The sequence below is a fragment of the Paenibacillus sp. ACRRX genome (genome assembly GCF_022346885.1).
In the GTDB taxonomy this organism is placed as follows: domain Bacteria; phylum Bacillota; class Bacilli; order Paenibacillales; family Paenibacillaceae; genus Paenibacillus_B.
Map to the genome: position 1 here is coordinate 353308 of NZ_JAKRNK010000005.1, position 15952 is coordinate 369259.

14 protein-coding genes and 1 other annotated feature are annotated in these 15952 nt (G+C 46.5%); of the genes, 3 read left to right on the forward strand and 11 right to left on the reverse strand.

The features are described from left to right. Nucleotides 1-47: 47 nt before the first annotated feature. Nucleotides 48-860 (reverse strand): 4'-phosphopantetheinyl transferase family protein, encoded by an 813-nt coding sequence (locus tag MH117_RS17085; RefSeq protein WP_239330438.1) that lies wholly within the window; start codon nt 858-860, stop codon nt 48-50. A 386-nt stretch (nt 861-1246) separates the two neighbouring features. Here MH117_RS17085 and loaP point away from each other — a divergent pair, with 386 nt between their 5' ends. Beyond that, nucleotides 1247-1804: an antiterminator LoaP gene (loaP, locus tag MH117_RS17090; protein WP_239330439.1), complete on the forward strand. Its 558-nt coding sequence runs from the start codon at nt 1247-1249 to the stop codon at nt 1802-1804. A gap of 19 nt (nt 1805-1823) precedes the next feature. Here loaP and MH117_RS17095 read toward each other — a convergent pair whose 3' ends face one another. The 9 genes from MH117_RS17095 to MH117_RS17135 are packed head-to-tail and all read right to left on the reverse strand — an operon-like array spanning nt 1824 to nt 10582. Further along, entirely contained in the window at nt 1824-3428 is a 1605-nt protein-coding gene (locus tag MH117_RS17095) for an amino acid adenylation domain-containing protein (protein ID WP_239330440.1), read from the reverse strand. Between the two features lie 41 nt (nt 3429-3469). Beyond that, complete coding sequence (locus MH117_RS17100) at nt 3470-4432, reverse strand: hypothetical protein (RefSeq protein WP_239330441.1); 963 nt, start codon at nt 4430-4432, stop codon at nt 3470-3472. Nucleotides 4433-4452: 20 nt separating this feature from the next. After that, a complete protein-coding gene (locus MH117_RS17105; protein ID WP_239330442.1) occupies nt 4453-4716 on the reverse strand; it encodes an acyl carrier protein in 264 nt (87 codons plus the stop codon). A gap of 44 nt (nt 4717-4760) precedes the next feature. Next, nucleotides 4761-5987, reverse strand: a complete 1227-nt coding sequence (locus MH117_RS17110; RefSeq protein ID WP_239330445.1) for a DUF6421 family protein — start codon at nt 5985-5987, stop codon at nt 4761-4763. Nucleotides 5988-6017: 30 nt separating this feature from the next. Then, nucleotides 6018-6815 carry an ABC transporter permease gene (locus MH117_RS17115; protein ID WP_239330447.1) on the reverse strand — a complete coding sequence of 266 codons (798 nt, stop codon included), beginning with the start codon at nt 6813-6815 and terminating at the stop codon, nt 6018-6020. A 3-nt stretch (nt 6816-6818) separates the two neighbouring features. Next, nucleotides 6819-7613 carry an ABC transporter permease gene (locus MH117_RS17120; RefSeq protein WP_239330449.1) on the reverse strand — a complete coding sequence of 265 codons (795 nt, stop codon included), beginning with the start codon at nt 7611-7613 and terminating at the stop codon, nt 6819-6821. Next, a complete protein-coding gene (locus MH117_RS17125) occupies nt 7585-8604 on the reverse strand; it encodes an ABC transporter ATP-binding protein (protein ID WP_239330451.1) in 1020 nt (339 codons plus the stop codon). Before MH117_RS17125 ends, MH117_RS17120 begins: the two co-directional genes overlap by 29 nt. 55 nt (nt 8605-8659) lie before the next feature. Continuing rightward, nucleotides 8660-9946, reverse strand: coding sequence for a valine--pyruvate transaminase (locus MH117_RS17130; RefSeq protein WP_239330453.1), 1287 nt, complete (start codon nt 9944-9946; stop codon nt 8660-8662). A 15-nt stretch (nt 9947-9961) separates the two neighbouring features. Next, a complete protein-coding gene (locus tag MH117_RS17135) occupies nt 9962-10582 on the reverse strand; it encodes a type 2 periplasmic-binding domain-containing protein (protein ID WP_239330455.1) in 621 nt (206 codons plus the stop codon). A 285-nt stretch (nt 10583-10867) separates the two neighbouring features. Continuing rightward, nucleotides 10868-11083 (forward strand) — a binding site (T-box leader). Nucleotides 11084-11172: 89 nt separating this feature from the next. On the opposite strand from MH117_RS17135, the gene MH117_RS17140 reads away from it, so the two are divergent. Next, nucleotides 11173-12345 carry an aminotransferase class I/II-fold pyridoxal phosphate-dependent enzyme gene (locus tag MH117_RS17140; RefSeq protein WP_239330457.1) on the forward strand — a complete coding sequence of 391 codons (1173 nt, stop codon included), beginning with the start codon at nt 11173-11175 and terminating at the stop codon, nt 12343-12345. Between the two features lie 195 nt (nt 12346-12540). Here the strand turns inward: MH117_RS17140 and MH117_RS17145 are convergent, their stop codons facing one another. Next, entirely contained in the window at nt 12541-13410 is an 870-nt protein-coding gene (locus tag MH117_RS17145; protein ID WP_239330459.1) for an AraC family transcriptional regulator, read from the reverse strand. 325 nt (nt 13411-13735) lie between these two features. Here MH117_RS17145 and MH117_RS17150 point away from each other — a divergent pair, with 325 nt between their 5' ends. Then, entirely contained in the window at nt 13736-15943 is a 2208-nt protein-coding gene (locus tag MH117_RS17150; RefSeq protein WP_239330461.1) for a GH92 family glycosyl hydrolase, read from the forward strand. Nucleotides 15944-15952 lie beyond the last annotated feature (9 nt).

A 15952-nucleotide genomic window follows, 5' to 3' on the forward strand; every position in this document is an offset into this window, starting at 1 on the left:
TATCTCCTAAACTAATTCCTGGCTTTCGAAAATGAGCGGCGGATGTCTCAGATGTCTATACGTAATTGCTGTGCAAATGCGGGAATTAGAAGTGGTGAGTCAACAAAAGGAGCTGCCAGCGTGGCATGACGAGGATACGTTATGGCATACGCATACGGACCTGCGATGAAGGAAAGGAAGCGGTACTGCGGAAAAAAAGCGTAGCGACCGTAAACAGAAGAAGCGCTAGCTTTCACATCAACTGTTTCATAAAAATGAGGCGGAACAGTTAATCCCGTCTTTAGCACTTTGGAAAGTGATTCTTTGGCAGTCCACAGCAGTGTTAAAGAAGCTGCTTGAGCAAATGGGAGCTGCTTGACGGTGTTACACTCACTTGCTGTAAGCTGGCTCTTCAACACATCCGTTTTCTCCTGTTGGACAAGCTCCATATCAATACCTAGCGGATTCGCTTCATGAAACGCGATTGCTGCTGCACCACCGTCACAATGCGTGATGCTGACCTGAATGTTAGAATGACCATCCACTGTGACGATCGGCTGCTCGAACTGACCGTGCCGGATCGCTATTCGCTGCAACGGAATATCAATGCCGATCCATGCTGCTACAGCGTGCTTGGCCGCGTAACGCCCAGCCAAATAACTTTGTCGGCGCTTTACGAATCGCAGCTTGTCGAGATATGCCGCTTCGCTGGGATGGAGCCACTCCGCAGCTCTTTCTCTCTTGCCAGCCAGGCCGCATACTGTCATGATCGCTCGCTCATACCGGTTTGCTGTATGCAGCCTTAAATGACAAGTGATGCGCTCCGGACTGGAACGAATGTGATTCAATCGCGTCCGTTTAACCCTATCCACGCTAACCATAGCAGGCAGTACCTCCCTGAGTCTACAATGAACGCAAACATAACAAACACGCCTGCGGACACACCCTCCCCCGTTCGTCTGCAGACATGCACACTACCTGTTTACGCTTATATGAACTAGTGTCACCTTAACGCGCCGCAACGTCGATTAAGGGAGACCTAGTCTATCAACTTCCAAAACAAATACATACGCTTATACTTTTTGATACATATAAACCTACTCTTACACACTTTTGCACACCTAATCTTTCACCCATACCAAAATACACGATTATCGTAGCGGATAACAAAAATAATGTCAATTTATTTTATTTATTCTACAATTCGACTTTTTTTTCATTTTATAGAAGGTATACTACTTCCAAGTCAAGCCAATCCAAAAAAGGAATGATTCTATTGCACTGGTACGCCCTTTTTGTTGAAACAGGCCAAGAAGAAACGGTCCAGCGATCGCTTAAACAGCAATTTGATCCAACCATACTGATGTCATTAGTACCTAAACGTAAAGTTCCCGAAAAGAAGATGGGACACACTCAGCATGTACTAAGAAAGATGTTTCCTGGGTACGTCCTTATCCAGACAAGCATGAATGCTGATCGCTACCATTCCTTAAGACGCATACCTCATGTTCTACGTATGTTGACAAATGGTCGAAAGAACGAGCACAACCCCGAATCCTTTCAACTCTCCTCCATCCACGATGTTGAAATCGCACACTTACTAAAACTGCTCGATGCCACGGAAATTCTTGAGTACTCTACCTTACAAATACTTTCAAATTCGAATATTCATGTCGTCGCCGGTCCTTTGCAAGGGATGGAAAATCTCATCAAGAAAGTAGATCGACACAAAAATCGGGCAACGCTTCAGCTTCCTTTTCTTGGCGAACCCAGATCTATCGAAGTGGGCATCCATATTATGTATCCGCCTCGAACTAGCGAATGACATCCCATAAAATGCTGCCTCATTCATCTCGTTCTACGTAGATTAAAATACCGCTGTTGTTCATCTTAGAAGATTGTACGAATCGGATTAACTTCTGCTTGTCCGTTTTGTCTGAAGGCAGCTTCGGCAATTGCTTCGTTAATACGAGTCGCCTCGGTACCATATAGGATGGAAGCTGTTTCTCCATGCCTACCAATACCTCTTCGCCTGCAGCTTCCGTCAGTGGGGCGTCCACTTCAACAGCTACTGTCAGCAGCTTGCCTTGGATGTGATCCTCTACAACAAATATCGTTGCATCCAATACAATCGACTGAGCAAACAAAGCCTGTCTAATCTCATTCAGATTAATGCGGCGTCCCCATATTTTGATCTCATCGTCAGCTCTGCCTATATAATGAACATCCCCTCCATGATCAAAATAACAAATATCACCTGTTCGATAATACTGCAGGCCAGACATAGACACGATTCTCCTACGAGTCTCCTCCGCATTATCCCAATACTCGTCTAGAATCTGGATGCCGCTTACAAGCAATTCTCCTGCCTCTCCGTGCGGGAGGGGCTGCAAATGCTCGTCCACGATTCGGATATGAATACCAGCTAATGGCTTTCCGATTGGATAAGGCTCTACTCGATCTGGCTCCAGCTCCGTAATGGGATACGCCAAGCACGCACAAGTTGCTTCAGTCGGACCATACCCATTTACAATTTTAAGACCGGGAATTCGGCTTAACCACTGCTGGGTGGCTTTGACATTTAACACATCTGCCCCTGTCCATATCGTCTTAACGCTGCTCAAATTGTAATCGTCCATCGTACCACTGTCCGCAATCATCGTGAGTATCGGAGCCACCGCCGTAAACTGCGTGATTCCTTCTTCTTCCACGATGCCCATCACCGTTGTTGGCAGAATCAAGCCATCATATAAATAAACAGTTGCCCCCCGATACAAAGGATAGAAAGTGTCCACAACTACAGCATCAAAGAAAAATGGCGCCAAGTTCAAACATTTGGAGCTCTCGTTTAAGCTCATATGCGCGTTAGCCGCTTCAAAGAAAGCGACTAGACTATCATGTCGAATGACTACGCCTTTAGGGGAGCCTGTTGATCCAGAGGTGAACATACAGTAAGCAGGCGCATCCAGACTTACAGCCGGCAATGCAATTGCTGGGCTCATATGCATCTGAGCACTCCATTGTTCTGTATGCGAATAAGCCAGCAGCTCTTCTGACGGAATATGCTTTAATCCAGGCGCCAGATCGGCTATACGCTCGCCATCCTCTTCAGGCGCGACTACAGCGCACGGCTGCGCACTGTCGAGGATATACTTGATGCGTGCGTCGGGATTCCCCGCATCAAGCGGTACAAAGACGGCGCCCGCCTTAAAGCAGCCATAAATAGCAATCATCAGACGCACATCTTTGTAGGTCATTACACATACTCGCTCGCCCTGCTTCATGCCCATGCTGACCAAGCGCCTTGCAAACTGCTCACTCCAATAGTTAAGCTGCATGTATGTTAAGCTTGTTTCATCATGTACAACAGCAGCTCGATCCGGCAGCCTAACGGCCAATTCAGATAAACGCTGCCCCACACAGCATGGCTTCAACTGACTAATCGTCATATAACGGCCTCCTCTCCCCTATCCTTTGCTGTATCACCCTCTTATCCAGATATGAAGGCTTGTTGACGCGCGGCAAACAACGCTTCCTGATCCAGCTCTTTCATCCGTTTGCATTCCTCTACTAGCTCCTCACTGTCGACTTCGTCAATTAGTCCATATCGTCTATACATATTCGATAGACTTTCTGCTTGCTCGCCAGCTTCATAGTAAGCCTCACCTGCTGCTTGAAATCCCATAATCTTCAGGAATCTAGCGTACAAATAACGGGAGCCTGCCAGAAAGGTATACGCCATGTCCAAATGGTACAGCCGTTCCTGATGATCTGTGAACCAATCAAAGCTATCAAATCCAGAAATCACTTGATCATGCAGCGCGCAGCTGTCGGTGTGCTGCCTCAGATGACTACTATATGCGTCCAATATTTGTTCCTTTTGAATGCGGCTGTCCTGTCCAATGTCAAAGTATGCTACGGCGCGATTCGTTGGCAGGCTGCACTCATACATTTGCTTCAAATCCGACGCAGCGTATGGGAAGTCCCCATAATCATCTATGACAATATCCACCAAGTTATAGACTGTATCCTGTAGTATGTCATCGTACTGATAAGATGTAATAACGTAAGAGTGAGGGGTATGAGCGGTTTGGTAATGTTCTTTGTGCGGAACATAGAAAGAATCCAGCAGCAGCAAGATCGAACTCGAGTTATCTGTTACCTTCGGAACAAGTGCAGCAAGTTGTTCGAACGTTTCAAATTGTTTCCGTACTAGGCTGACGCCAATGAGGTGCAGCTGTGCTTCGTCGCGCAAGCATGACGTGTCATATATCCAACGGTTTTTCTTCTGCTGCATGATTTGGGCAAGCACTTGATCCGAGCTTTCTAATGCATTGTAAAATAAATAATCGACAGGCAGCCCTCTACCATTCAAATAGCCGCTCAGTTCATATTTCCAGCAATTAAAATATTTGCCTGCATGCTCAACTGCTTTCAGCAAGCTGCTGCTCAATTGGATCACCTCGTTCTATCTTATTCTGGCACTCTAATAGCACCTTGCTGCTTGTTCAACACTAGCTTCATAATCTCACCAATAGAAGTAAAGTTGCGTTCTAGCAGGTCCCTACCTTTAAACTTCACACCAAATCGCTTCTCCACAGCAACCGCCAGCCGAATCATAGCGACAGAATCCATGCCATACTGTTTAAGCGGGATATTCTCATCCGGCATGTGCTGATCTGTATCTATCACTAATATTTCTAGAACAACCTGTCTGATCTCATCCGCAAGGTTCATAAGTAATCCCCCACACCTACTTAATGGTAATACCCTAGCATCCGTTAATACGGCAATTGAGAAAAGTCTAACAGTTTGGGTTCCCCGAATGTATGACCAATATAGCGGGCATACATGTCCGGTATAGCAAACTTCTCCTTGCCAATACCCTCCGGCAAATACTGCCTTACATACCGCTTTGCTTCCGTCTTAAACTGCTCATCATCCTCAATACGTTCAATGTCCTCTATTTCGTTTACTAGCCGCTTAATATCCTTCACACATTGTTCCAGACTTAACCGCAATCCCTGCTCAGAAACTTCGAAACAGGTGCCATTTCGAATTAACCATTCAAACAAAAATAGTCCTGTCCCCGCATCAAAGTTGGTCTTTGCATCCGGCTGATTCGGATAACGAAGCATCCGCTCAAATAATATATACTCTGCAATCTCTCTTCCAAAGGGCACATCCAACTCACAAGCAGCTACTACGGACTGACAATCCACCTTAATTTCTTCCAAAATACCAACGAAAAAGTTCAACTTCACCTGTAAATTGGTATCAAACGGGCGAGGGCCATTATGATGGTAATAATCGTGCAGATATCCCCATACGGATCGAGCACGATACACCGATTCAGTGGAAAGAGCATCAGACACCCATCCCGTACCAAACAACTGCATTACTCGCGGGAACGTTTCCGTCAAGTAAATAAGCTGGAATTTGTTAAAGAAAAACATGGCAAATGATTGACTCTCTACCTTTTCCTTAGTTTTAATATTTTCCGGAAAAAACACGATGCAGTTGCCCATCATAATACCTGTCGAACCTGTAATCAGTCGACAAGACTGACATCCATTTTTCGGATGCGGGAGCATCGCCGCAACGCCTTCCAATTCAACTGGTTCTTCGCGCAGGACCAGAAAGCATTCGAGAAAATGTCCTTTCGGTGCAGGCCCATTTGTCGCTACTAACGGCGCAATAATAAAAGAAAAGGTTTGCGCAGCAGGTGGTACAAAACATTTTAATGAATGATCGAAATATGGAATGGATTCAAGCCCATTTTGCCGCCACTCTGCAATGTCGGCTTCAAACGCCTCTGCCATCTCTGGCATTAGCAAGATCTCATATATATGTCGAACAGACGGCAGAAGCTTGTCCAACCATTCATCTGCTATTTCATAATTCGCTTTGACACGGCCATCGGGCTGTTGTAGTTTACGGAACTCATTCACAATAGGCACAATATGCTGCCTCACATATTGTGCGGGCTCTACTGCTGTTAATAACATGTTTAACACCTCCATCAATGTATGTGGCTGCTAACTGCCCGCGCCGTCATAACGTTTGACGCCGTAATTAAATAACAGACAAGATAACGTAACCAACATCGGGCCGATCACATACGTCACCCACAGCAGCGGCTCACTGTTTACGCCTCGCGTCAAGATGACGACTGGGTAATAAGAAACAAAAATATATGGAACAACAAAGCTGACGATAAACTGCAACCCTTGGTGATAAATTGAAACAGGGTAGCGTGAAATAACTTGTAGATCAACCACAACCATCATCGAAAATACGAGCGGCTTTTTGACAAAAAAGTTCAGTGAGCTAAGTGCGATCAAGATGGCGGATTGTACAAGCACGGAGTTGATTAACAGATAGATGCCATTGAGGATAAACAAAGGTGTCAACCATATGGACAGGTGCTGCAGGGAGTAGTACAGCAGACCCATGCCAACCAGGGTCTGACCGAGAAACGTATGCTGGAAGTGACGGAACATCAGGTGGAGCAGTGGATGCAGCGGCTTTAATAGAAAATGGTCAAACTGCCCTGTAATAATCAACTGTTCCAATTGCATGACCGGAGCCCAAAATAGCATGCCAGCCAATCCCCAGGATAGCAATCCAAAGCCAAACATCAGCATGACCTCGTTCAGCTGCCAATCATCAAGCGTACTAAAATGGTTCATTAAAAAATAAACGACGGAGACAAAGCTGAGCGAATTCACGATGTTGGCTACGATATCTAACGTAAGCGGGATTTTGTATTCCAGCTTGGCTTTTGCATATTTCATAATAAATTTACGGTACAATGCTGCATGATCGCGAATCACGGCTTACCCTCCTTGAATGACAATCCGAGATTTGCAAAAATGCCACATCAGCATAATAACGCCTACAAGACCGATACTCCAAGACAGCCCGATAAGAGTAAGCGACAGAAAGCTCGCGTGATCTACATTGCCCAGCAGCACGTTAATGGGATAGAAGTATAAATAAGGATATGGGAGTAAATTGGCTATCCAAAGAAAGGTATCCGAGAAAAACCAAAGTGGAATAAACACGCCGGAAAATACGTTGCCGATGTCTTGAATGAGAAATCGAAGCTGCCAAGTTTCGATAATCCAAAAGGCCATAAGTCCGATGATGTAATCCATACAAAAAGCGATTAACACCGCATTCATACAGCAGAATCCGAAGTAAAGCCAGTTGGATAGATTATAGGGAATCTGTATGAAAGGAGATAAAAACAATAGGCTGATGAATAGTAAAGGGAGGCCTTTGCTAATAAAATCAACCACGATCCGCGCCAACTGCTTCGCGAAGAAAAACAAAAACAAATTATACGGCCTGATCAGCATAAGCTCAATCTTCCCCTCCCTGATCTCCTGAGACAGTTGATCGGAAGCAGAAGCCGTCGTTAGAAAACGGATCATCATGCCGATAAAAATATAGGTCATCATCTGCGAAATCGTAGTGCCCTTCGGTTCGTTTAAGGCAAATACAGCAGACCAGAGTGAGTACTGAAGGAATACAAATACAAAGTACGCCAGCATCGGCATATACAAATTAGATCTATACACAAAAGAAGTGGAAATCGTTTTATGAAAAATGCGAATATACGACTTCATGGACGACATCCTTTTTTCCCGTCTGATACACATGCTTGATGATGCTTTCCAAATCTGCTCCACGGATCTGAATATCCGTAACCTCATAACTGTTAACGATACGCTTGATCACTTCCTGCACGTCTTCACTTCGTTCTACCGCAAAGCATAGCTGGTTGCCTTCCCGACGCTGTACAGTCGTACGCAGCAATGGCGGCAGTCGATCGATTGCTTCTTTAAACGTGACGATAATTTGCTTCTCCTTGCTATACAGCTGCTCCAGCTCTTTCGCCGAACCGTCAAACGCCATCTCGCCGCTGTTAATAATTAGAATCCGATTGCACAGCCGCTCGATGTCAATCACGTCGTGCGTCGTCAAGATAACTGTCGTCTTGCGTTGTTTGTTCCACTGCAGGATAAAGTCCCTGATCTTTTCCTTCACCATAATATCAAGACCAATAGTTGGTTCATCCAGAAACAAAATTTGAGGGTGATGCAGCATAGCGGCAGCAAGCTCCATCCGCATACGCTGGCCTAAACTTAGCTGACGCACAGGTGTATGCGCAAATTCGTGCAGGTCTAACAATTCGTTAAACTCGTCGAGACTTCGCTTATAGCTTGTTGAAGACACTTTATAGATGTCTTTGTAGAGCTCCAACGAGTCAATTGCAGGCAAATCCCACCACAATTGACTTCGTTGGCCAAAAACAACCCCAATTGCCATTGAGTACTTACGACGCTCGATGTAGGGGGTGCAGCCATTGACCCGAATATGACCGGAGCTTGGATGAAGGATGCCGCACAGCATCTTGATCATCGTAGATTTGCCGGCGCCGTTGGGACCCAAATATCCAATAATCTCTCCCTCGTCTACAGAGAAAGAAATATTACGAACGGCCTGGCGAGTAACAATATGTGGACGAACAAGGCTGCGCAGCTTGCCCATGACACCTCGCTGCTTCACTTCCACCTGGAACTCCTTCGACACGGAATCCACTGTCATAAATGCCATGGCTTCATCCCCTTCCATCAATCGTGATCTTACTTAAACGTTCTCTCTCATTGTGCTATCTGGTCGTAATACCAGCCTGTTGATATACACGAGCAATGACTTTAGCCAAAATAGCCACGCCTCGCTCCAATTCTTCTTCGCTTGCCGTCAAGCTGATTCGGATGCACTCCTTGATATGGCTCCACGGTTCGTTAAGCCCGCTGAAGAACGTAGAGCCTGGAACCACGATCATGCCTTCCTGCTTCAGCTCAACATAGAGCTCCGCATCGCTGATCGGCAAATCTTTAAACCACATCCATGCGAAGATGGATCCCTCGCCTACATGCAGATGCCAAGGTACTTCGTCTGGCATCAGGCGGTCTAATGCCGATTCCCAGATCAGGAATCGCTTATGGTAGAACGTCTTAATGACGTTCGTAGACACCTCTGCCAATTCACCTGTCATAATGGCTCTGGCTGCGAGCGCCTGACCAAATCGCGATGAATGAATATTCATGTTCGATTGGAACGCTTCCAGCAGTTGAATGTACTTCTCGCTTGCAATCGCTACCCCGATACGTTCACCTGGGAGCCCTACTTTTGACAAGCTGACACAGTGGATCACGTTCTCTCCCCATACCGGTGTCATATCGGTAAATACCATGTCCGGAAATGGCGGCGCATAAGCCGAGTCGATAATGACCGGCACATCCTGCTCCGCGCACATCGCTACAATCCGATCAACTTCCTGCTCTGTCATTAAATTCCCACTTGGATTGCAAGGACGGGAGAACAAGACGGCACCTACAGACTTGTCAATCTTCAACTTATCGATATCCGGCCGATATTTAAAGCGATGCTTCTCTTGGATATCAAGCGTTGGCTTATACGTCTTCAGCACGTCCTTGGACAACACTACGCCGCCATAGCCCGTGTAGTCAGGACATAGTGGCAGCACTAGCGAACGCTGGTTGCCCTCTTCATCAGGGCCGCTGAAAGCATTGGCCGCCATAAAGTACAACGACTGACTGCCTGGCGTGACGAGTACATTATGCTTCGTCAAGTTCCAGCCGTACTCCACATTAAACCAGTGAACAATGGCATCAATGAACGGTTCATACCCTTGGCTGGAGCCGTAACGTCCGATAATTTCTCCGAATTCCTGACCCTCAAGCAACTCATGTGCATATTTGCGCCACAACGCCTCTACCTCAGGCAATACTAACGGATTGCCCGCACTTACGTTGACATAGTCTCTTGGCGTATCCGTTTCATTTGTCTCCTTGATATCTTTCATGATCGAACGAACGCCTGTCAGTTCTGACATTTTTAATCCTGTTTTGCTAAGCTGTACGTTGGACATCGTGAACCTCCCCATTTACCCATAATCTGTGGTCGTGTGGGCATGTATCGTAAATCCCATGGGTATTTCGCCGTAATCGTGCATGATGTGCAAACCTTGTCGTTCTGCTGCTGAAATAGTCGTAATGCACGCATCTGCAAACCCTGCTGCGCAATCAATCGCAGCTTGGGCATTGCTCGGGACAAGGCGAATATCGGTAGTGTGCTGTGCGGCAAGTCCTGAAGGGGCAGGATGAGTTGCAATAGAAGGGTCTCGGTGCAGGCTGCTTGTATTGGAGGCAAGAACCATCTTGTAAGTGGGCATTATAAAGCAGTCCATTAACACTAGCTTATCCAGGTTGGAAAATACGATTTTGTGCAAATCGGGGTACACCACGCACCCTAATAGGGCTGTGCCCGGCTGTTCCCTTACATCAACAACCGCCTCTTCCAAAGTTGGATATAATAATATGGCGCCTGACTTTCCCATCCGATCAAACCAGGTTCTTGCGGCAAGCTCACAATTGGTATTCTCAGGTCCTAACGTGCAGATGGTATGAATACTCTTCAGAACAGACGAATGGGTAACGTTGTGCAGCGCATACGTCATGGACGGGTCAACCTCACTTTCTAAGTCAAGAGTAGAGGTATAACCCATTGATTTACAAAAAATATGCATACCCGTATAATAGATTTACGATCTTTTTTTGTTAAATCAATAGGTCGTAACCAGACGTTTGCTAAGATTCCTCGCCAAAGTGTGTCTTAGCAAACGTTTATTTATTAACACTATAAAATAATTATGCAATGAATAAATATTGAATAAATAGTATTTTTTAGTCACAGACTCAAATATTACTAGAAATTTATCACACTTTATCCCAATAGTAAAGATTGACAATACAAATCTTTTCGTGATATATTTTTCCTCAACTTATAACCGATATGAACGTTGATGGGAAAAGTAAGTAAGGCTGTTGATTGCAAAGCGACCGGAGATAGTGAGAGCCCGGGAATCCTCCTTATTGAAAGCCCTCCCTGAGTTGCACTCTGAACTTGAGTAGGAGATTGCCGGCTGCCCGCCGTTATCGGGATCGAGGTGGGCTGAATCTGTCAGCCAACTAGGGTGGTACCGCGTGAGCATGCTCTCGTCCCTTTCAGGGATGAGGGCTTTTTTTGTTGTCTTTGGGTCCTTAGCTCCGTAAATGAACATCGTTAATTCTATTATTGAGAAGGTTGGTGGGTCACTTGTCATTAAAATGGAATGCCTTGATATCGCCTGTTATTTTGGATTTGCCGCCCTCTGGCATCCGGCGTTTTTTCGATCTGGCTACAGAGGTAACAGGCATCATCTCGCTTGGTGTGGGCGAGCCAGACTTTGTTACGCCGCGATTGATCCGAGAATCGGCTTGTTATTCTCTGGAGAAAGGGTATACGATGTATACGGCAAATGCAGGTCTGCTGGAGCTCCGTGAAGAGATTTCCAGCCATCTGCAGGATAACTATAGCGTTCAATACGAACCACGAGACGAGGTATTGGTCACGGTTGGTACCAGTGAAGCGTTGGATCTGGCGCTGCGCGCCATCATATGTCCTGGTGATGAGGTGCTTATCCCGGAGCCGTGCTACGTATCATACTCTTCTTGCACCATTATGGCGGGAGGCGTGCCCGTTCCGATTCGCACTACGGCGGAACAGCATTTTCAACTAACAGCAGAGCAGGTAGAAGCGGCGATTACTCCGCGTACCAAAGCAATCATCATCAATTATCCGAACAATCCGACTGGGGCCATTATGGGAAAAGTCGAGCTTGAGCGAATTGCTGCCGTCGTGCAGCAGCACGGTCTGATCGTGCTTTCTGACGAAGTATACGATAAGTTAACTTATGAAGGAACACATACTTGCTTTGCAGCACTTCCCGGTATGAAGGATTACACCATTCTGCTCAATGGTTTCTCCAAAGGATACGCCATGACCGGTTGGAGACTCGGTTATGTGTGCGGCAACCGCGAGGTGATCGCAGCCATGACCAAGATCCATCAATATACGATGCTGTGTGCGCCGATTACAGCCCAGAAAGCTGCCATTGATGCGCTGAGACGAGGTCAGGATGATATTACGACGATGGTCGATTCATACAATCAACGTAGAAGATTGGTAGTCAAAGGCTTGTCTGACATTGGCTTGCCATGCTTTGAACCAAAAGGAGCGTTCTACGCCTTCCCTTCTATTACACATACAGGCCTTTCCTCCGAGCAGTTTGCAGAGCGAGTATTAAGGGAAGCTAAAGTTGCCGTTGTGCCAGGCAATGCGCTAGGTGCAAGCGGCGAGGGGCATATCCGTATCTCCTATGCCTCTTCAACAGAAAATCTCGTAGAAGCACTGGATCGAATCGGGAAGTTTATGAAGTCGGTTCTCTAGAGGAAAATCGTTCTGCTATTCTGCCATATCAACAATCAGACAGCCCTATTCAACAATATTCATATTGTATATACGATAAGAAGTTATTGCTCATTTTACCGAATAGAGCTTGGAATTTCAACTACTTCATAATATCCTAACAAGCCTGTCGCCATCTGCGGCAGGCTGTTCGTTTTGGGCGCAAATTCGCCCCTCTTATGCCAATGCAATCCCTTTGTTCTTACGATACGCGGTTGGCGCCATGTTCATTCTAGACTGAAATACCCTAATAAAAGTTGGATAAGACTTGAACCCTGCTTCGTATGCAATGTCCGTAATTTTCATATCCGTACCAATAAGCAAATTGCAGGCATGGGCGATCCGAATACGTTCTAAGAATGAATAATAGTTCTCCCCAACAACCTGCTTAAAGGATGCGCTTATATAGGACACGCTGTAATTGAACTGTCGGGCAAGCGTCTCCAGTGTAATATCCTCTTTAAAGTTCTGATACAAGTACGAAATAATCTCCCACATTCCCTTCAACGGCGCACCTTCGTGTACGCCCCCCTCTGACTGCACAGCAGCCTGCCGATAGCGGTCGAACAGTACAAACACCTGTACCAGCTTGGACAGAAACATCACACGACTCCAAGGCTTCTCCTCCTGCACTTCTTCATGCATTTGCTGCAGCAAAGGCAGCATTTCAGCCGCAGTCTGCTCGTCCAGCTTGTAGGTAGTATTGGCATCTGACTCAGCCTGCTTTAACAATTGGTGCAGATCGAAGACGGTATCACCGCCAAAATACGCCTTGAGCCCGATCGCACCAACATACAGAAACAGCTCTTCCCCAGGCTCGATGTCTATCTCGTGTACTTGATGGGGAAACAGTAAAGTAAACGTGCCAGGTACCAGCTCTTTCTTCATGCCATTAATAATCTCTGTACCTCTGCCCTTAAAAGCATACGTATACTCGATAAAGTGGTGAACATGCGCAGGTACTGGTACGCCAAGCTGATGTATTTTTAAAGTGAACGGGAATTCCCCATGAATCTCTTCGTCACCATGTAAATTGTATGGAAACATGATAAATCCTCTTTCTGTCATGCCTTTAAATGTGCCATCTGATGTTATTTATTTCGGGCTTGGCATTTCCTTTTCATTTTATCATCAAAAGTGATAGATATTCTAAAAAATTGATAGGTACACCTACCTGTTGTTATCTACAATGAAGGTGCAACTTATGACAGCCTGCAATTATAAGCAAACACTAAACAAAGCAAAGTACAATAGTGTGCGAATTTGGGTGTGATTACATGGGTCGCGCTTCATGGCAATGAAAAGAAATGTCATGAATGGTTATGGATGTTATCCGCATAAAAGACTTTATTTTACTGAAGGAGCGATATAGATGAGCTTGATCAAATATGTAAATCCGCTGCAAGGCACAGACTCCATTTATCCTTATTCAAATGGAAACACACTGCCGCTAATCTCGATGCCATTTGCCATGAACGCATGGGCGCCGCAAACAACCGAAGCCGGTGGCGGTTGGTGGTTCAGTCCGCATCATAACCGTTTGGAAGGCATACGCGTCACACATCAGCCTAGCCCTTGGATTGGTGATTACGGCCATATGACCTTTATGCCGCAAACAGGGCCTTTAAAAGTGTGGGCGCCTGAGCGTTCTTCTTCGTTCCGCAAACAGGACATGATCGTCCGTCCTGATTACTTTAAAGTTCGCCTGCTTCGTTATCAGACGACGATGGAACTTGCGCCAACTGAGCGCTGCTCCAGCATTCGCCTGTCTTACGACCGTCGCGATGAAGCCCGCTTTATTTTGTCGCCGTTCCCAGGCGAATCAGCAATGCTGATCGATCCGGCTAACAGCACATTGACAGGCTATACGACTGCCAAAGCTGGCGGAACGCCTGACAACTATCGCATGTATTTTGTTGTGAAGTTTAACTGTCCAATCGATGCTGCTAATAGCGGTTTATCCGATAACGACAATAAGCCGGTCGCTTCTTTGATGGGCATGGGTGAACGCATGGGCGCACATGTTGGTCTCGTCCTGCCTGAGAATGGCATTGTCGAGGTTAATATCAGTACATCCTTCATCAGCCAAGAACAGGCCTTTACGAATCTGGATCGTGAAATTGGCGCACGCAGCTTTGATGAAGTGCACCAATTGGCAACAGCCGCTTGGGAAAAACAGCTCGGTGTCATTGAAGTCGAAGACCAAAGTGAAGACAAACTAAAAACTTTCTATACTTGCTTGTATCGCACATCGCTATTTCCGCATGCGATTCACGAATACGATGCTGAAGGCAAGCAGATTCACTACAGTCCGTACAATGGCAAGATCGAAGCAGGCCCGTTGTTTGCAGACATCGGCTTCTGGGATACTTACCGTACGTCATTCCCGTTATATAACCTGCTCTATCCTTCCTTTGTTAATGAAATGATGCAGGGTTGGGTAAATGCATATAATGAGGCTGGTTGGATGCCAAAATGGGCCTCCCCAGGCGAACGCAGCATGATGCCGGGCACACTGATTGACGTCTCTTTTGCAGATGCAATCGTGAAAGGCAATACGGATTTTGACGTAGAGGCAGCATTTGAAGGCTTGCTTAAGCACGCTACAACGGTATCTGAGGACAACCGATATGGTCGCAAAGGCATGGGTGAATACTTGAAATTCAACTATATGCCAGCCGATATTCATACACATGAAAGTGTATGCAATACGCTGGACTACGTATATGGTGATTTCTGTGTAGCGCAAATTGCAAAACATCTTGGCCGTGAAGCAGATTACGAGCAGCTGATGGAACGGGCAAAAAATTATAAAAACCTGTACGATCCATCTGTTGGCTTTATGCGCGGCAAGCTGCAAGATGGCAGTTGGTTGGAACCGTTTGATCCAACGTTATGGGGCGGACCTTACACAGAAGGCGGCGCTTATCAGAGCAGTTGGGCAGTTCAGCATGACTTCCTCGGACTCGCTGAGCTAATGGGCGGTCGTGCAGGCGGTAAAGAACGTCTGGATGCGCTGTTTGCCGCAGACCCAGCGTTCAAAGTCGGTTCCTACGGCTTCGAGATTCACGAGATGTCCGAGATGGCGATGATCGATTTTGGCCAATTTGCAATCAGCAATCAGCCAAGTTTCCATTTCCCGTACATCTACACGGCGCTGGGCTACCCAGCCTTGACGCAGCAATGGGTGCGCAAGACGATGGACGAGTTGTTCAGCTCCCGTCCTGACGGCTTGCCTGGTGACGAGGACAACGGCAGCTTGTGCGGCTGGTACGTATTCGGTGCCATGGGCTTGTACCCGCTCAGCCCTGGTGTCCCTGAATACGTGATCGGTACGCCGTACTTCGATAAGATGACCGTTCATCTGGAAAGCGGCAAGCAGATCGTCATTCAAGCGGACAATAATTCCGCGGACAACAAGTACGTTGCTGGCGTCAAGCTGAACGGCACGGACGTTGAGAAGCTGTACTTCACGCACGAGCAGCTGACGGCTGGCGGCACGATCCAGTTCAGTATGAGCGACAAAGCGCAAGCGGAAGTGGCCGAGATCGAGAAGCTGCCTTACTCGATGTCGAAGTAAATTTCAGTA

Bases quoted from the DNA above. Each gene is read 5' to 3' on its own strand.
- MH117_RS17130 (WP_239330453.1), bottom strand. From the start codon at position 9,946: ATGTCCAACGTACAGCTTAGCAAAACAGGATTAAAAATGTCAGAACTG.
- MH117_RS17085 (WP_239330438.1), bottom strand. From the start codon at position 860: ATGGTTAGCGTGGATAGGGTTAAACGGACGCGATTGAATCACATTCGT.
- MH117_RS17120 (WP_239330449.1), bottom strand. From the start codon at position 7,613: ATGAAGTCGTATATTCGCATTTTTCATAAAACGATTTCCACTTCTTTT.
- MH117_RS17125 (WP_239330451.1), bottom strand. From the start codon at position 8,604: ATGGCATTTATGACAGTGGATTCCGTGTCGAAGGAGTTCCAGGTGGAA.
- MH117_RS17110 (WP_239330445.1), bottom strand. From the start codon at position 5,987: ATGTTATTAACAGCAGTAGAGCCCGCACAATATGTGAGGCAGCATATT.
- MH117_RS17135 (WP_239330455.1), bottom strand. From the start codon at position 10,582: ATGGGTTATACCTCTACTCTTGACTTAGAAAGTGAGGTTGACCCGTCC.
- MH117_RS17150 (WP_239330461.1), top strand. From the start codon at position 13,736: ATGAGCTTGATCAAATATGTAAATCCGCTGCAAGGCACAGACTCCATT.
- MH117_RS17105 (WP_239330442.1), bottom strand. From the start codon at position 4,716: ATGAACCTTGCGGATGAGATCAGACAGGTTGTTCTAGAAATATTAGTG.
- MH117_RS17145 (WP_239330459.1), bottom strand. From the start codon at position 13,410: ATGTTTCCATACAATTTACATGGTGACGAAGAGATTCATGGGGAATTC.
- loaP (WP_239330439.1), top strand. From the start codon at position 1,247: ATGATTCTATTGCACTGGTACGCCCTTTTTGTTGAAACAGGCCAAGAA.
- MH117_RS17095 (WP_239330440.1), bottom strand. From the start codon at position 3,428: ATGACGATTAGTCAGTTGAAGCCATGCTGTGTGGGGCAGCGTTTATCT.